This window comes from Allobranchiibius sp. GilTou73 (genome assembly GCF_021391335.1).
In the GTDB taxonomy this organism is placed as follows: Bacteria; Actinomycetota; Actinomycetes; order Actinomycetales; family Dermatophilaceae; genus Allobranchiibius; species Allobranchiibius huperziae.
The window spans coordinates 1,910,207-1,930,111 of the sequence record NZ_CP090051.1; the positions used below are offsets into that span (position 1 = coordinate 1,910,207).

The following is a 19,905-nucleotide window of genomic DNA, read 5'->3' on the forward strand; positions in this document are numbered from 1 at the left end:
CTGGCGAGCCAGGTGTCGAGCCCGGCCGCGAGGCCCGTCCCTACGACGCTGCGAGTGGCGAGCGCGGGCCCTACGGCGCTGCGGGAGATCCGCAGCGCGAGACCCCCGGCAGGATCCGCAGTGGCAGTCGGCGACACAGCGACGCGAGCACCCGGAAGGCGGCGCCCCCGGTAGTGCGGCGCCCTGGGCGCAGCCCGGCCAGAATCAGGGCGGCATACCGGTCGTGCGTCGCCGAGCGGGCGCCGGATCGGCGTTCCTCGTCGCGCTCATCGCCACCCTGATCGGGCTGGCCGTCTCGCTGGTCGCCAGCTACGTCGCCGACCACCGGCACTCGATGTCGATCTATCCCCGGACCAACCTGCTGATCGGGGGCCTGGCGCCCTGGCCGTCCTCGGGCCTGCGGGCCGCGTCGGACATCAACCTGAACGCCGGGACCGGGCACTTCGTCCTGGCGTTCGCGGTCGCCGGTGTGGTCCTGCTCCTGCTGCTGTGGGCGGCACTCGCGTCGACCCCCGGGCGCCGCGGATTCCTGACCGTCCTGCTCGCCGGATGGGGAGCGACCATGGTGGCCGGGGCGGTGGCGCTCGGGGTCGAGTACCTCGCCATCTCCCACCACGGGCCGTTGGGCCGGCTGTTCACCCTGGCGGTGAGCAGTGGCGCCGACTGGGGCATCCGGGTCGGGTGGGTCGTCGGTGTGATCGCCGCCCTCGGGCACGTGCTGCGTCGTCCCGACCGCCTCGAGGTCTGAGGGGCACCAAAGAGCGCTGCGCGGCCCGGAGGCACGCCGATCAGCCGTCGAGGTCGGCGTACGTCGCGAGGCTGGGTCCGCGCGTGGTCTGCAGCTCACGAGCCACGTCCTCGGCATCACCGAGCACCCGCAGCACGTTGGCGCCGGCGACCTTCACGAGGTCCGCATCGGACCACCCGCGATCGCGGAGGGCACCGAACAACCGCGGGTAGCAGCTGACGTCCTGCAGCCCCTCGGGCAGCTCCCGCACCCCGTCGTAGTCGCCGCCGACGCCGATGTGGTCGACGCCGACGACCTCGCGAAGGTGCTCGAAGTGCGCGAGGACGTGCTCGATGGTGGCCTTCGGCTTCGGGTGCGCGACGGAATGCCGGGCCCCGAACGCCTCGAAGGCCTCGTGATCGTTGGGGTCGATGTCCTCGGTACGCGCCGCCTCGCGGGCGCCCGCGCGCCAGTCGGCGCACTCCTGCGAGACGAAGTCCGGCACGAAGGTCGCCATGATGACGCCGTTCTCGTCCCGCAGGATCTCCAGCACGTCGTCGGGCGCGTTGCGGGGGCTGTCGCACACGGCGCGGGCGCTGGAGTGGGAGAAGATGACCGGCGCCACCGACTCGGCCAGCGCGTCGCGCATGGTGTCGGCGCTCACGTGGGACAGGTCGACCAGCATGCCGATCCGGTTCATCTCCCGCACCACCTCGACGCCGAATCGGCTGAGGCCCTTGAGCACGGGGGTGTCGGTGGCCGAGTCGGCCCACGGCACGTTCTCGTTGTGCGTCAGCGTCATGTAGCGCACCCCGAGCACCTGCAGCATGCGCAGCGCGCCGAGCGAGCAGCCGATGCTGTGACCGCCCTCCGCGCCGAGGAAGGACGCGATCCGACCGGAGGCGAAGACGCGCCGCGCCTCGTCGGCGGTGCGCGCGAGACCCAGCCGGTCGGCGTACCGGCCGATCATCTGGTGGACGCCGTCGATCTGTTCGAGGGTCGCGGTCACGGCGGCATCACCCGCGAGCGTCGCCGGCACCCAGACCGACCAGAACTGCCCGCCGACCAGGCCCGCGGCCAACCGCGGCAGATCGGTGTGGGTGCGTCCGACGGTGCCGGCGGCCAGGTCGAGCCGGTCGAAGTCGTAGCCCGTCAGGTCTCGCGCGGCCCACGGCAGGTCGTTGTGACCGTCGATGAGGGGATGCTCGTGCAGAAGGTCGGTGAGGTCACGGGACATCGGACCATCCCATCACCCCGCGGGCCGCCCGGCGGGAAGGGGCCGCGATGCCAACTACCCTGGGGGTCATGTCCTCCCCTTCGCGCAGCGTTGCGCTCGTCACACTCGGGTGCGCGCGCAACGAGGTGGATTCGGAGGAGTTGGCCGGCCGACTGGCCGCCGGAGGCTGGTCCCTGGTCGACGACGCCGCCGATGCCGACGTCGCCGTCGTCAACACCTGCGGGTTCGTCGAGCAGGCCAAGAAGGACTCGATCGACGCGCTCCTGGAGGCCAACGACCTCAAACAGCACGGGCGTACGAAGGCCGTCGTAGCCGTCGGATGCCTCGCCCAGCGCTACGGCAAGAAGCTGGCCGAGGAGTTGCCCGAGGCCGACGCCGTGCTCGGATTCGACTCCTACGAGGACATGTCGGCGTCGCTGACCGCGATCCTCGACGGTGAGCGGCCGGAGTCGCACACGCCGGGAGATCGCCGCAAGCTGCTGCCGCTGTCGCCCGTCGCGCGGCAGGGACAGGGAGTGGCTCAGCCTGGACATGGCAGCCATGGCGGCAACGAGAGCGATGGCGGTCACACCGCTGACGCCCCGCTGAGCGCGGGCGAGATCGCCGGGCCCCCGCAGGACGTCACCATCGAGTCGCCGGCCGGATCGCCGCGCATCATCCGCGCCCGGTTGGACGGACGGCCGTGGGCGCCGTTGAAGATCGCCAGCGGGTGCGACCGTCGGTGCGCGTTCTGCGCGATCCCGATGTTCCGTGGCGCCTTCGTCTCGCGCCGCCCTTCCGACGTCCTGGACGAGGCGCGCTGGCTCGGGCAGCACGACGCGCGCGAGATCTTCCTGGTCAGCGAGAACTCCACGTCCTACGGCAAGGACCTCGGCGACCTGCGGCTGCTCGACACGATGCTGCCGGAACTGGTTGCCGTGGAGGGGATCTCGCGGGTGCGGGTGTCCTATCTGCAGCCGGCCGAGATCCGCCCCGACCTGCTCGACGTGATGACCTCCACCCCGGGCGTGGCGCCGTACTTCGACATCTCCTTCCAGCACGCGAGCGGTCCGCTGCTGCGCACGATGCGCCGGTTCGGCGACCGCGAGTCGTTCCTGGGACTGCTGGAGCAGGTGCGCGCGCGATCGCCGTACGCCGGCATCCGCTCCAACGTCATCGTCGGTTTCCCGGGCGAGACGGAGGACGACGTCGCCGAGCTGGAGGAGTTCCTGCTGAACGCCCGGCTCGACGTGGTCGGTGTGTTCGGCTACTCCGACGAGGACGGCACCGAGGCCGAGTCGTACGCCGCGAAGCTGCCCGCCGACGAGATCGACGCGCGGGTGGAGCACATCCGCACCCTGGCGACCGAGCTCAACGAGCAGCGCGCCGCCGAGCGCATCGGCGAAGAGGTCGAGGTGCTCGTGGAGTCCTCGGAGTTGGACGAGGACTCCGGTGAGTGGGAGGTCCGCGGGCGCGCCGGCCAGCAGGGACCCGACGTCGACGGCGAGACGATCCTGACCTACGGCGACCGGGTCCGCCCGGCCGTCGGCGACATCGTGACGGCCCGCGTCGAGGACACCCTCGGGATCGACTGGATCGCGAGCCCGCTGTGAGCGGAGAGCACCGTCTGGTGCCCCCGCCCCTCGTGCCGGATCCGGCGACCGCCCCGAGCACCGGGGTGAGCAACTGGAACATCGCCAACGCCCTGACCGTCCTGCGCATCCTGCTGGTGCCGCTCTTCGGGTGGCTGCTGCTCACCCACGGCGGTCATGACACGGCGTACCGCTGGGGCGCGCTGGGGGTGTTCTTCGTCGCGTCCGTGACCGACCGCATCGACGGGGACCTCGCCCGATCGCGGGGTCTGGTGACCGACTTCGGCAAGATCGTGGACCCGATCGCCGACAAGGCGCTGATGGGGATGGCGCTCGTGGGGCTGTCACTGATCCACGAGGTCCCGTGGTGGATCACCGTGCTCATCCTCATTCGCGAGTTCGGTGTGACGGTGCTGCGGCTGTGGGTCCTGCGGCACGGCGTGCTCCCCGCGAGCCGCGGCGGCAAGGCCAAGACCGCTCTGCAGGCGCTCGGGATCGGGTTGTTCGTGATGCCGCTCGGCGGGATCGTGCACGTCGCGGCCTGGTGCGTGCTGCTCGTCGCGCTGGTCATCACGGTCGTAACCGGCGTCGACTACGTCTTCCGCGCGCTGCGGCTCCGGGCCCGGCCGGTGCGCTGAAGCTCGATGTCCGTTCTCGATCCGGCCGACGTGGTCGCTGCCCTGCGCTCCGCGGGCGCCACGGTCGGGGTGGCCGAGTCGCTCACCGGTGGCCTCGTGGTGGCCCGGCTGGTGCAGGTCCCCGGGGCGAGCGCCGTCGTGCGCGGGGGCGTGGTGGCCTACGCCACCGATCTCAAGCACAGCGTGCTGGGCGTGGACGCCGACCTGCTGGCCGCCGGTGGTGCGGTGCAGGCCGAGGTCGCCGAGCAGATGGCGACCGGGGTACGCCGGGTGCTGGGGTCGACGTACGGCCTCGGGACGACGGGGGTGGCCGGCCCGACCGAGCAGGACGGGCAGCCCGTCGGGCGCGCGTTCGTGGCGGTGGCCGGTCCGGAAGGGGTGCAGGTGCGGCAGCTGGACCTGTCGGGCAACCGTGAGTCCGTGCGCGAGGCGTGCACGGTGGCGGTGCTGCGACTGCTGGCCTCTGGCCTTGCATCGACGGGCCGGCTGGATTAATCGACTCGACGAGCGCGTTCATATCCGTGGAAGCTCGCACATTGCCTGCAGGTGGTGCCCCACACTCCTGTCGGCATCAATGAGTAGTGTGGGTGCACTGGATGAGGGCATCCGCCCACGATCCCCGGGCCGCACCGGCCGACGACATGAGGACACTGGGAGGCGTTCATGATCTTGTTACGACGCGAACTCGGTGACGTCCTTCGCGACCAGCGCCAGGACCAGGGCCGCACGTTGCGCGAGGTCTCTGCCGCGGCCAAGGTGTCGCTGGGCTACCTCAGCGAGATCGAGCGCGGTGAGAAGGAAGCCTCCTCGGAGCTGTTGTCCTCCGTCTGCTCCGCCCTCGGCATCCCACTCTCGACGGCGCTCTCCCAGGTGTCCCAACGCGTCGCTGCCGCCGAGGCCGTGAGCGCGCCGGTGCCGCTTCCCGTGCACACCGCGCGCACGCCGGTCGTCTCCGCAGCCTGACCCCCTCCCACGCACAGTGGGAGTCCCGGCGCGCTCGATAGGGCGCGCTACGCCCCACAGCGACTTCAGCTGGATCTCGTGTCAGCGAACGCGCTGTATGGCGCGCGTCTGTTCCACATCTGCTCGGCGGTGGTCCTCAACGACCGATGGGGCGCTGCCGCTTCCCGTCGTCGGTCGGTCCGAGCCCGCCCTGGCAGTGCGGGCAGTAGAACATCGTGCGGTCCTGGGGGGCCTTGCCGATCATTGCGACGCGGATGAGCGTGCCGCACCGCTCGCACGGCAGTCCGCTGCGGCCGTGCACGTAGTTGTCGTCGAGCAGGCCCGTGCGCTGGGTGAGCGAGCGTGACGGGTCGTGTGCCGACTGCGCCAGCTGTTTCTGGGCGACGTCGATCAGCGCGCTGACCTCGTCCGGCCCCAGATGGCCCACGGCGGTCCACGGGTTCAGACGCCGGGCGAAGAGCGCCTCGGCCGCGAAGAAGGTGCCGATGCCGGCGAGGTTGCGCTGGTCGAGCAGTGCTTCGCCGATGGTCAGATCGGGAGCTCGCAGCAGCCGGCGTACCGCCTCCTCCGGGTCCCAGTCCGCGCCGAGGATGTCCGGACCGAGGTGGCCGACCAGCCGGTGCTCGTCCCCGGTCGCGATGAGGTCGAGCATGCCGAGGCGCCAGCCGATCGCCGCCCACTCCTGCGTCGCGAGCAGAGCGCGGATGTCGGCGGCTCTGGCGAAACGCGGCGTCACCTGCGGTGTCGGGCGCACCCGCCACGAGCCCTCCATCCGCAGATGGGAGTGGATCGTCAGGCCCGAGTCGAGGCGGTGCAGCAGGTGCTTGCCGCGGCTGTGCACGCCGGTGGTGACCATGCCGTGTAGCGGGCGGTCGGGGATGCCGGGCCAGCGCAACTCGGCTCCGACGAGCGGTCGGTCGCGCAGCGCGGCGTTGAGTCGGTCGGCCGCCTTCCAGACCACGTCGCCTTCGGGCACGTCGCCACCGTAACCGTCGGGTCCCACAGGGTCCGGGCGCGGTTGTCAGCGGATCTGTGGTGTCGGCGCCACTTTCCCGCTGACAACCGCAAGGACCGTGCGGTGGTGGTCAGCGGATCTGTGGTGTCGGCGCCACTTTTTCGCTGACAACCGGGCACTCGACCGGGTCAGCGGCGCAGGCGCAGGCCGCGCGGGGTGGTGTGGAACCCGGCCTTCTGCAGAGCGTCGGTGAGTGGCGACTGTGCACCGAGGACCGCGTCGCCGTCGGCGGTGTGCACGGTGAGCTGCCCCAGTGCCCCCTCGCGTACGGCGAGCACGAGGGCGTCTGCCGCGGCCTCCAACTCCGACTCCTCGGTGGACCAGCTGAGCAGCGACTTGCCGCCCCGCTCGATGTAGAGCGCGAGCACGCCGTCGACCAGGACGACGAGGGCACCGGCCTTGCGGCCGGGCTTGTGGCCGCCTTCGGCCCCCGGCCAGGACAACGCAGCACCGTACGGGTTGGCGGGGTCCGCGGCGGCGAGTACGACCGCCCGTGCCGCCTCGGTGGGTGCGGGAGCATCCCACGGGTTGCGGTGACTGGTGATGGGTTTCGCACCCGCGCGCAGCCGGTCGATCGCGCCGGAGGTGGCGAACTGAGCGGCGCCGAGTCCCTCTACGAAGTAACCGCGACGTACTCGGCCGGTCTCCTCTGCCGACGCCAGCACCTTGTAGATGACCGAGAACCCACCGGGAACCCCCTCGGCCGCCACCGAACCGCGGGTCACCACTCCGTAGCGGTCGAGCAGCACCTCGGTGGTCGCCAGCGCCCGGAGGGTGGCATCGCTGTCCGCGGCCGGTAGCGCCGACCAGCGACCGGCAGACGTGGGTGGCCCGCCGCGAGTGGGCATGGCCGGCCTGGTGGCGCCCATCGCGCGCAGGCCGGATCCGGGACGGGCATATCGAGTACGTCGAGGGCCGGAGGTCTTCGCCTTGTGGGCGGTGCGGCCGCCGGCGAGGAGCGCGCGCAGCGGCGCCAGGGTGTCGCCGGTGACCCGCCCCGCCCAGACCAGATCCCACAGCGCACCGACGAGCTCGGTGTCGTTGGTGGAGTGGGCGGCGTCGGACAGCGTGCGGAAGAAGTACGCGCCGCCGGCACCGAGGGCGTCCATCAACGCGGTGTGCGTCTCGGTGAACTCCAGGGTGTCGTCGGCCGGCGCGAGCGTCAGGTGCGCGGTCTCGGTCAGGTGCAGCGAGACCCACCCGTCGTCCCCAGGTAGAGCGGCATGGCCCTGCCAGAGCACCTCGCCACTGGTCGTCAGCTCGTCCAGCAGCCCGGGGGTGTATCCGACGACCCGCGCAGGGAGCACCAGGGTCTCCAGCGCGCTGGCCGGCACGCGGGCACCGGCCAACTGCTCCACGGCCCGCAGCAGTCCGTCGGCCCCGCGGGCTCGGCCCTGCACGCCCTGCCACGAGGGCATGAACCTGGCGAGTTCGACCGCCGGCACCGGCTCGACCTCGGCACGCAGCGACGCCAGCGAGCGGCGCTTGAGGATGCGCAGCACCTCGCGGTCGCAGAACTCCAGGGCGGCACCCTCGCCGGACTGCACGCCAGGGCGGAACTCGCCCTCGACCAGGCGACCGGCGCCGACCAGGCGCCGCAGGCCGTCGTGGACGACGGCCCGCCCGAGGCCGAACGACTCAGCGGCCTCCATGACGGTGAACGGGATGTGGGTGCGTGCGTAGCGGGAGAGCAGCTCACCGAGCGGGTCGTCGACCGGCTCCAGGAACGCGCCCGGCACGCCCGGCGGGAGGGCGACCCCGAGCGCGTCGCGCAACCGTGAGGAGTCCTCGATCGCGGCGTACCGCACGGTCCCGCCCCAGGACGGTTCGATGAGCCGCCGGGTGCCGATCAGGTCGGTGAGCCAGCCGCGGACGGCGTCCTGCTCGCTGTCGCTGCGCTGAGTGATCTCCTCCAGCGTCAGGGGGCCGAGCACGCGCACCAGGTCGGCGACCTCCTCGGCGTTACGCGCGCGCCGACCCTCGGCGAGCCGCTGCAGCTCCAGGCCGGTGTCGGTCACGACCTGGGGATCGAGCAGATCGCGCAGGGAGGCGCCCTCACTCGTGCCGAGCAGATCGGACAGCAACGACGGGTCGAGCGCGAGCGCTGCGGCGCGGCGTTCGGCCAGCGGCGAGTCGCCCTCGTAGAGGAACTGGGCGACGTAGCCGAAGAGCAGGCTGGCCGCGAACGGCGACGGGCGCTGCGTGTCGACCTGCACCATCCGGATGCGACGGGCGCCGATGTCACGCATCAGCTGGGTGAGCCCCGGCACGTCGAAGACGTCCTGGATGCACTCACGGACCGCTTCGAGGACGATGGGGAACGACGGGTAGCGGCTGGCGACCTCGAGCAGCTGGGACGCGCGCTGCCGCTGCTGCCACAGGGCCTGCCGTTTGCCCGGCTGTCGTCGCGGCAACAACAGCGCGCGAGCCGCACACTCACGGAAACGCGCTGCGAACAGGGCAGATCCACCGATCTGCTCGGTGACCAACTGGTGCACCTCGTCGGGATCGAGGGCCACGATCTCCATCAGCGCGCTGCCCAGCGACTGCTCGCCCTCGTCGAGATCCAGGTCGAGCAGCCGCAGCACGATGCCGTCGTCGCCGTGCATGGCCTGCACCTCGAGACCGAAGCGCTCCCGCATCCGGGCGGCGATGGCGAGCGCCCAGGGCGCGTGCACCCCGGCGCCGTACGGCGAATGGATGACGATGCGCCAGTCGCCGAGCTCGTCGCGGAAGCGTTCGACGACGATCTGCCGGTCGTGGGAGAGCTGGCCGGTCGCCTCCTGCTGCTCGCGCAGATAGGCGATCAGGTTGTCGGCGGCCCATTGATCCAGGCCGGCGGCCTTGACGCGCTCATGCGCCTTGTCGTCGGGCAACGCGCCGACCTCGCGGACGAACGCGCCCACGGCGGCGCCCAGCTCGGCCGGCCGACCGAGCGAGTCGCCCTTCCAGAACGGAAGTTTGCCGGGCTGACCCGGCGCCGGGGTCACCAGCACCCGGTCGTGGGTGATGTCCTCGATCCGCCACGTGCTGGTGCCGAGGGTGAACAGGTCGCCGACACGCGACTCGTAGACCATCTCCTCGTCAAGCTCGCCCACGCGGCGCCCGGGGCCGTCGCCGGAAGCAAGGAAGACGGCGTACAGCCCGCGGTCGGGGATCGTGCCCCCGCTGGTCACCGCCAGGCGTTGCGCGCCCGGGCGGCCCGACAGGCTGCCGCCGACCCGGTCCCAGACGATCCGCGGCCGCAGCTCGGCGAACTCCTCGCTCGGGTAACGGCCCGAGAGCATGTCGAGCACCGACTCCAGCACCGTACGGGCGAGGGTGCCGAACGAGGCCGACCGCTGCATCAGCGCGAAGAGCTCGTCGACGTCCCAGTCGTCCATCGCGCACATCGCCACGATCTGCTGGGCGAGGACGTCGATGGGGTTGGCCGGCACCCGCAGGGCTTCGATCCCGCCGTCGCGCATCCGCTCCACGACGACGGCGGTCTGCACGAGGTCGCCACGGAACTTGGGGAAGACCACGCCGTGGCTGACGGCGCCGACCTGGTGACCGGCGCGGCCGACGCGCTGCAGCCCGCTGGCCACGCTCGGTGGCGACTCGACCTGGATGACCAGGTCGACCGCGCCCATGTCGATGCCCAGCTCGAGGGAGCTGGTCGCGACGACGGCCGGCAGCGTGCCGGTCTTGAGGGCGTCCTCGATCTCGCCTCGCTGCTCCTTGCTGACCGACCCGTGGTGAGCGCGAGCGAGAACAGCCGGCGCACCCCGGGCGCTTCCCGCCTGCGCCATCACCTCCGCAGGCGGCCTCGAATCGCTCTCAGAGACAGCCTCGTCCGCCTCGGCCGCGCGCTCCTGCCAGATCTCGTTGAGTCGGGTCGTGAGTCGTTCGGCGAGACGACGGGAGTTGGCGAAGACCAGGGTCGAGCGGTGCTGCGTGATCAGGTCGACGATGCGTTCCTCGACGTGCGGCCAGATCGAGCTGCGTTCGCGCGGTCCGGCCGCGGCGCCGGTGAGGTCGTCGGTGGGCTGCCCGAGCTCGGAAAGGTCGGGCACCGGCACGACGACGTCGAGGTCCCACTCCTTGGTCGAAGGCGGCTGGACGCAGGTGACCGGGCGGCCGCCGGCGAGGAACCGCGCGACCTCGTCGACCGGGCGCACGGTCGCCGACAGTCCGACGCGCTGGGCCGGCTTGTCGAGCAGCGCGTCGAGTCGCTCCAGCGAGACCGCCAGGTGGGCGCCGCGCTTGGTGCCGGCCAGTGCGTGGACCTCGTCGAGGATCACCGTCTCGATGCCGGTCAGGCTCTCCCGGGCGGCCGAGGTGAGCAGCAGGAAGAGCGACTCAGGGGTCGTGATGAGTACGTCGCTGGGGCTTCGCGTGAACGCGCGCCGCTCCTGCGCCGGGGTGTCGCCGGACCGGACGGCGACGGTCACGTCGGGCGGCTCGGCGCCGAGCCGGGTCGCCGCGTGACGCAGCCCCACCAGGGGAGCACGAAGGTTGCGCTCGACGTCGACCGCGAGCGCCTTCATCGGGGAGATGTAGAGGACCCGGCAGCGTTTCTGCGGATCCTCCGGTGTCGTCTCCGTGGTCATCCGGTCCAAGGCCCACAGGAACGCCGACAACGTCTTCCCGGAGCCGGTCGGTGCGACGACCAGGGTGTGCGAACCGCTGGAGATCGCGTCCCAAGCCCCGACCTGAGCGGCCGTGGGCTCGCTGAAGGTGCCCGTGAACCATGCCCGGGTGATGGGGGAGAAGCGATCGAGAACGTCGACGCCGGTGCTCATGTTGCTGCCAGCCTGCCATCAGCCACCGACAACCACTTCGCGGGTCAGCGGGGTACGTCCCGCGAGATCAGGGAAGGGCGGGCTGCTGTTGCGTGATGCAGTGGATGCCACCGCCGCGAGCGAAGATCTCGCGGGCGTCGACCCCGACCACCTCACGGCCGGGATAGACCTGCCGCAGCACGTCCAGCGCACGGTCGTCGTGGGCGTCGTCGAAGGTGCAGGCGATGACGCCGCCGTTCACGACCAGGTGGTTGACGTAGCTGTAGTCGACCGGCCCTTCGTCGTCGAACAACGTTGCGGGAGCGGGGATCTCGACGATCTCCAGCGTGCGCCCGACCGCATCGACCGTGCCGCGCAGGCCGTCGATGAGGGACCTACTGACCGCGTGGTCGGGGTGGTCCGGATCCTCCTGGGAGTGCACGAGCACCACACCAGGGGAGGGGAAGGTCGCCACGATGTCGACGTGACCCCGGGTGCCGAACTCGTCGTAATCACGGGTGAGTCCGCGCGGCAGCCAGACCAAGGTGTTGACCCCGAGGCACCGCGCGAACTCGGCCTCGATGGACGCCTTCGTGGCGCCCGCGTTGCGCCCGGGGTCGAGCTGCACCGTCTCGGTCAGCAGCACGGTCCCCTCACCGTCGACGTGGAAACCCCCGCCCTCGTTGACGATCGGCGACGTGACGACCTCGGCACCGGCGAGCCCTGCGACGTACCGGCCGATCTGCGCGTCGTGTCCCCAGCTGGCCCAGGCCTGCGCACCCCACCCGTTGAAGACCCAGTCGACCGCGCCGAGACGCGAGCCGTCGGCCGACAGCACGAACGACGGGCCCATGTCGCGCATCCAGGCGTCGTCTAGATCGGTCTGGTGCAGCTCGACGGCGGGGTCGAGCAGGCCGCGCGCGTGGTCGGCGTCCGCCGGCGCGACCACCATCGAGACCGGCTCGAAGCGGGCGACGGCGTTGGCGACCGATGCCCAGGTACGCCGCGCCGCCTCGGCCTCCGCAGGTGTGTCACCGAGCGTGTAGCCCTTCGTCGGGAACGCCATCCAGGTGCGCGCGTGCGGCGCCCACTCCGGCGGCATCCGCCAGTCGCCGGCCATCGGCGCCGTCACTGGTCGACCGTGCGCCGGTGCTCCGGACGGATCGGCGCGGAGAGCGACGCGTAGGTGTCTGGACGACGGGTGGCGAGGAACGGGAAGAGGTCGAGCCAGTCGCGTCGCTGGGCGATGTCGAGGTCGGCCACCAGCACACACTGTTCGTCGCGGGGTGCCTGCACCAGGACGCGGCCGTACGGATCGGCCACGAACGAGGTGCCGTAGAACGTGATGAGTCCCTCGCTGCCGCAGCGGTTGGGAGCGATCACGAAGAGCCCGTTGGCGATGGCGTGCGCGACGATCGTGTGCTGCCACAGCGGCTGGGTGTCGAACTCCGGGTGGTCCGGCTCCGAGCCGATGGCCGTGGGGTAGACGAGGACGTCGGCACCGGCGAGCGCGTACGACCGCGCGACCTCGGGGAACCACTCGTCCCAGCACGTCGGCATCCCCAGCTTGATCGCCGGATCCTCCACAATCGCGACGGGATAGGCGTCATCCGCCGGACCCGGGCGGAAGTACTTGTCCTCGTAGTAGCCGGCGGTCACGGGGATGTGGGTCTTGCGGGTGCGCTGCACGAGGTCGCCGTCGGGCGAGACCAGGATCGCGGTGTTGAGGCCGCGGCCGTCCTCGGCGTCGGCGCGTTCGTAGAGGGAGGCGTGCACGTAGACGCCGTGCTCGCGCGCGGCGTCGCGGGCGAAGCGCATCGTCGGGCCGTCTAAGAGATCCTCGGCCGCCTCGGATGCCACGCTCGAAGGGAGGGTGTCGGCCGGATACCGCGACAGGGTCAGCTCGGGCAGGAAGACGAATCGGGCGCCGGCATCCGCGGCCTGACCGACGCCTTCGTGCAGCGTCTGTGTCAGGCGCGCGGCGTCGGGATCCCACGCGTGCTGCACCAGTCCGACGCGCACTGGAGCGTCCTGCGGAGCGTGCACCCGGGCGGGGGAGTCAGGGACGGCGGGAGCGGTGATGAGGCGCATGGCTGAAGTATCGCGCGTGGCTCGGGTGGGCCGCGCCGAGTGGGCTGCTTTGCGCAGCGTCGTTCGGGCACGCCGACGGCTGTCAGACTGGCGGCGTGCGATTGAGCGAGTTCTGGCGGCTGATGGACGACGAGTTCGGCTCGGGATACAGCCGGGTGCTCGCGCGGTCGCACGCGATCCACGCGCTGCAGGATCGCAGCGCGGACGAGGCCCTGGAGGACGGCGTGGGCCCGCGCGAGGTGTGGCGCGCGCTCTGCGTGGACCTCGAGGTGCCGCCTGAGCGGTGGCTGGGCCGCGATCTGCCGGGCACCGAGACGAAGGAGCCGTGACCATGAGACGCCTGGTGAACTCCGCCCTTGACTTCCAGGTGGACGGGCCCGCGCGCATCGTCCTGGCGGTCGCCGTGGCCCGGTGCACCGGGCTGCAGATCGAGGAGTCGATGCGGATCACCCGTGACGGCGACGAGATCGGCGACGACGAGGTGCAGGAGGTGCAGGACACCCACGACGGCGTCCTGCACGTGCTTGATGCCACCCCCGGCGCGTATCAGATGCGCTACGAGGCAACGGTTTCCGGATACGAGGAAGATGGCGACGAAGGCACCGGTGCGCAGCTGGGCAACCAGGTCCCGAGCCGGTACGCCGAGTCCGACCGGCTCTTCGGAGTGGCTGCAGAGCTCTTCGGAGACCTGGACGGTGTCGAGCTGGTGCTCGCGGTGCGGCAGTGGGTGCAGCGGCGCACGGCGTACGTCGCGGGCTCCTCGCGGCCGACCGACGGCGCACTCGACACCTTCCTGCTCGGCAACGGCGTGTGCCGCGACTTCGCGCACCTGGCCATCGCGATCCTGCGCGCCCGTGGCGTGCCGGCGCGGCTGATCGCGGTCTACGCGCCCGGTCTGGATCCGATGGACTTTCACGCGGTCGTCGAGGTCTATGTCGAGGGGGCGTGGCACACGGTGGATGCCACCGGCCTCGCACCGCGGCAGTCCCTGCTGCGGGTGGCGACCGGGCGAGATGCCGCGGACACCTCGTTCATGACCAGTTTCGGCGGGCTGGTGACGCTCGACGCCATCAGCGTGGGCGCGGTCATCGACGGACAGCTGCCGCAGGACAACCACACGGGCCTGGTCAGGCTGAGTCGCTGACGAAGCGCGCAGCGCAGGGTGTGCCGAGCGCAGCGAGGTGCGCCCGCAGCGGAGTGTGAGGAAGCGGCTCGAAAGGTTGAGTCGCTGACGAAGCGCGCAGCGCAGGGTGTGCCGAGCGCAGCGAGGTGCGCCCGCAGCGAGGTGCGCCCGCAGCGGAGTGTGAGGAAGCGGCTCGAAATGATGAACCGGTAGGGATCCGTCCCACGTTTCGCATTGCGGTGGGGGTTTTGCCTCGGTGGCCAGGGCTGCAGCACTGGCCGCGGACGCAGAACGCGCACGTGGTGGGGCCGGCCGGTTGAGTCGGCGCCGGGGGAGTGCCGACGTACGGCGTGTCGCTTCGTACGCGTGTTCGGTCACTGGTCTACGCTTTCCACAGGTGCCCTCCCGGGGAGCTGCTTGTCCACACGTGCCGGACCGAGCCCGGTGGCTGTCGGTGGGGGTGCCTAGCGTCTGACCAGATCTCACGTCATCGCACGTTGACGCAGGGAGAAGGTCGACGGCAGGCGCGACCACCTCGAGCAGAAAGAAGCACCCGATGAGTCCAGCACCGGCCGGCCCCAAGCCCGGCGAGAAGGTCAAGGCCCTCGATGCCGTCATGGCGCAGATCGAGAAGGCGCACGGCAAGGGATCGGTGATGCGGCTCGGCGACGACGTGCGCCCGCCGATCGACGTCATCCCGACGGGTGCGATCGCGCTCGACGTGGCCCTTGGGATCGGCGGCCTGCCGCGCGGTCGCGTGGTGGAGATCTACGGCCCGGAGAGCAGCGGTAAGACCACCGTCGCGCTGCACGCCGTGGCCAGCGCGCAGCGGGGAGGCGGCATCGCGGCGTTCATCGACGCCGAGCACGCGCTCGACCCGGAGTACGCCAAGAAGCTGGGCGTCGACATCGACTCGTTGCTGGTCAGCCAGCCCGACACCGGTGAGCAGGCGCTGGAGATCGCCGACATGCTGATCCGCTCCGGTTCGATCGACATCATCGTGATCGACTCCGTCGCGGCGCTCGTGCCGCGTGCGGAGATCGAGGGGGAGATGGGCGACAGCCACGTCGGCCTGCAGGCCCGGTTGATGTCCCAGGCGCTGCGCAAGATCACCGGCGCGCTCAACAACACCGGCACCACCGCGATCTTCATCAACCAGCTGCGCGAGAAGATCGGGGTGATGTTCGGCTCGCCGGAGACCACCACCGGTGGCAAGGCGCTGAAGTTCTACGCGTCGGTGCGCCTGGACGTGCGCCGCATCGAGACGCTGAAGGACGGCACCGACCCGGTCGGCAACCGCACCCGCGTCAAGGTCGTCAAGAACAAGGTCGCGCCGCCGTTCAAGCAGGCGGAGTTCGACATCCTCTACGGGCAGGGCATCTCCCGCGAAGGCGGCCTGATCGACATGGGCGTCGAGCAGGGCTTCGTGCGCAAGTCCGGTGCCTGGTACACCTATGAGGGCGACCAGCTCGGTCAGGGCAAGGAGAACGTCCGCACCTTCTTGAAGGACAACCCCGACCTGGGGGATGAGATCGAGAAGAAGATCAAGGAGAAGCTGGGCATCGGCCCGCAGGTCGACAAGCCCGCCGACGTGGTCGCGGCGGCGACACCCGCCGAGGTGCCGGTCGACTTCTGAGATGACGACGCGGGGAAAGACCTCGCCGGCGCCCGAGACCGATCCGGAGCCGAACCCGCACGACATCGCGCGGGCCATCGTGTTGCGTCAGCTCACGATGGCCCCGCGCAGTCGTCGGCAGCTGGAGGACAAGCTGCGCGCCAAGGGGTGTGACGACGAGGTGGCGCGGGTCGTCCTCGACCGGATGCAGGAGGTCGGTCTGGTCGACGACGAGGCGTATGCCGGCATGGTCGTGCGCTCCCAGCAGGCCGGGCGCGGGCTGGCCCGCCGGTCGTTGGCGCAGGAGCTGCGGCGCAAGGGTGTCGACGACGAGACCGCCCAGGAGGCGCTGGAGCAGATCGACGACGAGAGCGAGCGGGACCGGGCGCAGGCGCTGGTCACCAAGAAGCTGCGCTCCATGCACGGACTCGATGCCGCCGTGCAGACCCGCCGCCTCGCGGGGATGCTGGCGCGCAAGGGGTACCCGTCGGCCCTCTCCTGGTCGGTCATCCGGGCGGCCGTCTCGGACGCCCCGGAGCACCAGCGCGACTGAGGCGGATGCGCGAGAATCGTTCGATGTCGTCGACGCTTCCCCTGCTCGTGGCCTGGTTCGTCGCCGTGGCGATCCCCGGGCCGGACTTCGTCGCGGTGTTGCGCACCTCGGCCGCCCACGGCCGTCGGGCGGGTCTGTCGGTGGCCGTCGGCGTCGTCGGCGGGATGGCCTGCTGGGCCACGTGCGCGCTCGTGGGGCTGAGCGCCGTCATCGCCCGCTACGAGCACCTCTACCTGGTGATCCGCACGGTCGGCGCCGTGCTCCTGTTCCTCTACGGCGCGCGGGTGCTCATCGGTGCCTTCCGGGGTCCCCGTCCCGAGACCGGACACGGCGTGCCGACCCCTGACCAGGGCGGGAGCCATTCCTTCTGGCGGCTCGGCCTCTTCACCAACCTGGCGAATCCCAAGGCGGTCGTCTTCTTCGGCGCGCTCTTCGCCTCGCTGCTGCCGCACGGGCTGAGCGTCGGTGGCCGGGTCGGCGTGCTCGGCGCGATCCTGGCCATCGGGCTCGCCTGGTACGTCGTCGTCGCGTCCGCTGCGTCGTCCGCCCTGGTGGTGGCTGCGTACCGACGAGCGGGCCGTGCCATCGACCTCGTCGCAGGCACGGTCTTCGCGATCACCGGCATCGCGCTCGTCCCGCGCAACTGACGCTCGCGGCGTAACGTCGCACGGGTGACTGTCACAGCCGATGCTCTGAGCTCACTGCACGACGTCCTCGACGCCTCCGCCGTCGTCAGCGACCCGGATCTCATGGCGAGCTACCTGCACGACGAGGCCGAGTGGGCGCCCTACGGCACGCCACTGGCGGTCGTACGCGCCCGCTCCACCGCCGAGGTGCAGGCGCTCGTCCACTGGGCGATCGAGCACGACACTCCGGTGGTGCCACGCGGCGCCGGGACCGGCCTGTCGGGAGGCGCGAACTCGCTCGAGGGTTGCGTGGTCGTTTCGCTGGACCGGATGAACGCCGTCCGCGAGATCGACCCGCTCGAGCGGCTCGCGGTCGTGGAGCCAGGCGTCATCAACGACGACCTTCGCAAGGCGGTCGCTGAGCACGGCCTCTGGTATCCGCCGGATCCGGCCAGTTCGCCCTGGTCGACGATCGGCGGCAACGTCGCGACCAACGCAGGGGGCATGTGCTGTGTGAAGTACGGCGTCACCCGCGACTACATCCGCGCGCTGGAGGTGGTCACCGGCACCGGAGAGGTCGTCCGCCTCGGTCGGCGCACCGCGAAGGGCGTGACGGGGCTGGACCTGATGGGTCTGTACGTCGGGTCGGAGGGCACGCTCGGCATCGTCACCGAGGTCACGGTGCGCCTCCTACCGTTGCCGGACCCGGGCCACACCGTCATCGGCTACTTCGACGATCTGGCCGGCGCCGGTCAGGCCGTCCGCGACGTCGCGGCGCAGGGGCTGACGCCCGCCGCGCTCGAGCTCGTCGACCGGGTGTCGCTGCAGGCCGTGGACGACTACGCGCATCTGGGGATCGGCGGCGAGGCGAACGTCGTGCTCATCGGCCGGTTCGACGACGCCGGCGAGGCGGGAGTCGCCGGCGCCGCAGCGATGCAGAAGGCGTTCAGCGGAGCGGGGGCGACCTTCACCGCGGAGGCGGCCGACGCTGAGGAGGCCGACGCGATGATGGCCGCGCGGCGGTTGGCCTACCCCGCCCTCGAGCGGCTCGGCGACGTGTTGACCGAGGACGTGTGCGTGCCCAAGGCGGCCGTCCCACAGATGCTCGAACAGATCGCCGCGATCGCCGCCCGCTACGACACCACCATCGCCAACATCGCGCACGCCGGCGACGGCAACCTGCATCCGCTGATGATCACCGAACGCGGCGACGAGGCAGCGAAGGCACGCGCCCAGGACGCGTTCACCGCGATCATCGACGCGGCGCTGGCCGCGGGCGGCACCGTCACCGGGGAGCACGGGGTGGGTCTGTTGAAGCGAGCGGGGATGGAGCGCGAGCTCGGGCCGCAGGTCGTGGCCATGCAGCGCGCCGTCAAAGCTGCGCTCGACCCGCACGGCATCCTCAACCCGGGCAAGGCGATCTGAGCGACCTCCGCACGCCGTACCCTGGACCGCGTTATGCGCACGTACGAGGTCCGCACCCACGGGTGCCAGATGAACGTCCACGACTCCGAGCGGATCAGTGGGCTGCTCGAGCATGCCGGGTACGTCGACCGGCTGACGCTGGCGACCGACGGTCGCCCTGACGCGGCCGACGTGGTCGTCTACAACACCTGCGCCGTGCGGGAGAACGCCGCCGACAAGCTCTACGGCAACCTCGGTGCGCTGAAGCCCGTCAAGGACGCCCACCCCGGTATGCAGATCGCCGTCGGCGGATGTCTCGCCCAGAAGGACCAGGGCGCGATCGTGCAGCGCGCGCCCTGGGTCGACGTGGTCTTTGGCACCCACAACGTCGGATCCCTGCCGGTGCTGCTGGAGCGGGCGCGCCACAACGCAGAGGCGCAGGTCGAGATCCTGGAGTCGCTGGAGACCTTCCCCTCGACGCTGCCCACCCGACGCGACTCGGCGTACAGCGGCTGGGTGTCGATCTCGGTCGGCTGCAACAACACCTGCACGTTCTGCATCGTCCCGGCGCTGCGCGGCAAGGAGAAGGACCGGCGGCCCGGCGACGTGCTCGCCGAGGTGAAGGCGCTCGTCGAGCAGGGCGTCGTCGAGGTGACCCTGCTGGGCCAGAACGTCAACACGTACGGCGTGGAGTTCGGCGACCGCCTCGCGTTCGGCAAGCTGCTGCGCGCCTGCGGGGAGATCGAGGGCCTGGAGCGGGTGCGCTTCACTTCGCCCCACCCGGCCGCGTTCACCGACGACGTGATCGACGCGATGGCCCAGACACCCAACGTCATGCCGTCGCTGCACATGCCGCTGCAATCCGGGTCCGACCGGGTGCTGAAGGAGATGCGCCGGTCCTACCGGTCGGCCAAGTTCCTCGGGATCATCGAGCGGGTGCGCGCGGCGATGCCCGAGGCGGCGATCACGACCGACATCATCGTGGGCTTCCCCGGCGAGACCGAGGCCGACTTCGTCGAGACCCTGCGCGTCGTGCGCGAGTCTCGCTTCTCCTCGGCGTTCACCTTCCAGTACTCGATCCGCCCCGGCACCCCGGCCGCCGACCTGCCCGCCCAGTTGCCGAAAGCCGTGGTGCAGGAACGCTTCGAGCGGCTGGTCGCGGCGCAGGAAGAGGTCTCCTGGGCCGAGAACCGCACGCTGGAGGGCCGTGAGGTCGAGGTGCTCGTCGCTCCCGGTGAAGGTCGTAAGGACGCCGCCAGTGGCCGGATGTCCGGCCGCGCCCGAGACAACCGCCTGGTGCACTTCGCAGTGCCGGACGGCGCCGAGCGTGCGAGGCCCGGTGACATGGTGACAGTCGGTGTCACGTACGGCGCTCCGCATCACCTGGTGGCCGACTCCGGCATCCAGGGCGGGGCCTACTCCGTGAGGCGCACCCCGGGCGGAGACGCGTGGGCCGCGTTGCAGGACGGCGCCACGCCGGGCGCGACGGCCAAACCCACGGTGACCCTCGGTATGCCGTCCATCGGCGCCCCGGCCCCCGCGCGGCCGCCGACGGACCCTCCTGCGCCTGCTAGCGCAC

16 protein-coding genes and 1 pseudogene are annotated in these 19,905 nt (G+C 71.1%); 12 read left to right on the forward strand and 5 right to left on the reverse strand.

Annotated elements, in window-relative coordinates; genetic code table 11:
* The first annotated feature begins 223 nt into the window (after nucleotides 1–223).
* Nucleotides 224–748 carry a hypothetical protein gene (locus LVQ62_RS09590; protein ID WP_233761156.1) on the forward strand — a complete coding sequence of 175 codons (525 nt, stop codon included), beginning with the start codon at nucleotides 224–226 and terminating at the stop codon, nucleotides 746–748.
* A gap of 40 nt (nucleotides 749–788) precedes the next feature.
* Here LVQ62_RS09590 and LVQ62_RS09595 read toward each other — a convergent pair whose 3' ends face one another.
* Nucleotides 789–1,964: a dipeptidase gene (locus tag LVQ62_RS09595; protein ID WP_233761158.1), complete on the reverse strand. Its 1,176-nt coding sequence runs from the start codon at nucleotides 1,962–1,964 to the stop codon at nucleotides 789–791.
* A 68-nt stretch (nucleotides 1,965–2,032) separates the two neighbouring features.
* On the opposite strand from LVQ62_RS09595, the gene rimO reads away from it, so the two are divergent.
* The 4 genes from rimO to LVQ62_RS09615 all read left to right on the forward strand — a co-directional run bounded on the left by rimO (nucleotide 2,033) and on the right by LVQ62_RS09615 (nucleotide 5,136).
* Nucleotides 2,033–3,556 carry a 30S ribosomal protein S12 methylthiotransferase RimO gene (rimO, locus tag LVQ62_RS09600; RefSeq protein ID WP_233761160.1) on the forward strand — a complete coding sequence of 508 codons (1,524 nt, stop codon included), beginning with the start codon at nucleotides 2,033–2,035 and terminating at the stop codon, nucleotides 3,554–3,556.
* Nucleotides 3,557–3,573: 17 nt separating this feature from the next.
* On the forward strand, nucleotides 3,574–4,173 hold the full coding sequence (pgsA, locus tag LVQ62_RS09605) for a CDP-diacylglycerol--glycerol-3-phosphate 3-phosphatidyltransferase (protein ID WP_233761162.1): 600 nt from the start codon (nucleotides 3,574–3,576) through the stop codon (nucleotides 4,171–4,173).
* 6 nt (nucleotides 4,174–4,179) lie between these two features.
* A complete protein-coding gene (locus tag LVQ62_RS09610; protein ID WP_233761164.1) occupies nucleotides 4,180–4,668 on the forward strand; it encodes a CinA family protein in 489 nt (162 codons plus the stop codon).
* A 168-nt stretch (nucleotides 4,669–4,836) separates the two neighbouring features.
* The gene (locus LVQ62_RS09615) at nucleotides 4,837–5,136 is read left to right on the forward strand and encodes a helix-turn-helix domain-containing protein (RefSeq protein ID WP_179481707.1); all 300 of its coding nucleotides are present in this window, start codon (nucleotides 4,837–4,839) and stop codon (nucleotides 5,134–5,136) included.
* Between the two features lie 136 nt (nucleotides 5,137–5,272).
* Here the strand turns inward: LVQ62_RS09615 and LVQ62_RS09620 are convergent, their stop codons facing one another.
* The 4 genes from LVQ62_RS09620 to LVQ62_RS09635 form a co-directional block, all read right to left on the reverse strand.
* A complete protein-coding gene (locus LVQ62_RS09620) occupies nucleotides 5,273–6,112 on the reverse strand; it encodes a DNA-formamidopyrimidine glycosylase family protein (protein ID WP_233761166.1) in 840 nt (279 codons plus the stop codon).
* A 167-nt stretch (nucleotides 6,113–6,279) separates the two neighbouring features.
* Nucleotides 6,280–10,935, reverse strand: a complete 4,656-nt coding sequence (locus LVQ62_RS09625; protein WP_233761168.1) for an ATP-dependent helicase — start codon at nucleotides 10,933–10,935, stop codon at nucleotides 6,280–6,282.
* A 67-nt stretch (nucleotides 10,936–11,002) separates the two neighbouring features.
* On the reverse strand, nucleotides 11,003–12,016 hold the full coding sequence (locus tag LVQ62_RS09630) for an agmatine/peptidylarginine deiminase (protein ID WP_233767738.1): 1,014 nt from the start codon (nucleotides 12,014–12,016) through the stop codon (nucleotides 11,003–11,005).
* A 26-nt stretch (nucleotides 12,017–12,042) separates the two neighbouring features.
* Nucleotides 12,043–13,005, reverse strand: coding sequence for a nitrilase-related carbon-nitrogen hydrolase (locus tag LVQ62_RS09635; protein ID WP_233761178.1), 963 nt, complete (start codon nucleotides 13,003–13,005; stop codon nucleotides 12,043–12,045).
* Nucleotides 13,006–13,100: 95 nt separating this feature from the next.
* Here LVQ62_RS09635 and LVQ62_RS09640 point away from each other — a divergent pair, with 95 nt between their 5' ends.
* From LVQ62_RS09640 to miaB, 7 genes and pseudogenes are all read left to right on the forward strand, one after another.
* Nucleotides 13,101–13,334 carry a DUF3046 domain-containing protein gene (locus LVQ62_RS09640; protein ID WP_179481698.1) on the forward strand — a complete coding sequence of 78 codons (234 nt, stop codon included), beginning with the start codon at nucleotides 13,101–13,103 and terminating at the stop codon, nucleotides 13,332–13,334.
* A gap of 2 nt (nucleotides 13,335–13,336) precedes the next feature.
* A complete protein-coding gene (locus tag LVQ62_RS09645) occupies nucleotides 13,337–14,149 on the forward strand; it encodes a transglutaminase family protein (RefSeq protein WP_233761180.1) in 813 nt (270 codons plus the stop codon).
* Between the two features lie 535 nt (nucleotides 14,150–14,684).
* Entirely contained in the window at nucleotides 14,685–15,764 is a 1,080-nt protein-coding gene (gene recA, locus LVQ62_RS09650; RefSeq protein ID WP_233761182.1) for a recombinase RecA, read from the forward strand.
* Nucleotide 15,765: 1 nt separating this feature from the next.
* The gene (locus LVQ62_RS09655; protein ID WP_233761184.1) at nucleotides 15,766–16,296 is read left to right on the forward strand and encodes a regulatory protein RecX; all 531 of its coding nucleotides are present in this window, start codon (nucleotides 15,766–15,768) and stop codon (nucleotides 16,294–16,296) included.
* Nucleotides 16,297–16,319: 23 nt separating this feature from the next.
* The gene (locus LVQ62_RS09660; RefSeq protein WP_233761186.1) at nucleotides 16,320–16,943 is read left to right on the forward strand and encodes a LysE family translocator; all 624 of its coding nucleotides are present in this window, start codon (nucleotides 16,320–16,322) and stop codon (nucleotides 16,941–16,943) included.
* A gap of 24 nt (nucleotides 16,944–16,967) precedes the next feature.
* On the forward strand, nucleotides 16,968–18,347 hold the full coding sequence (locus LVQ62_RS09665) for an FAD-binding oxidoreductase (RefSeq protein ID WP_233761188.1): 1,380 nt from the start codon (nucleotides 16,968–16,970) through the stop codon (nucleotides 18,345–18,347).
* A 33-nt stretch (nucleotides 18,348–18,380) separates the two neighbouring features.
* Nucleotides 18,381–19,886: pseudogene (gene miaB / locus LVQ62_RS09670) on the forward strand (tRNA (N6-isopentenyl adenosine(37)-C2)-methylthiotransferase MiaB); the annotation flags it as partial.
* Between the last annotated feature and the right edge of the window lie 19 nt (nucleotides 19,887–19,905).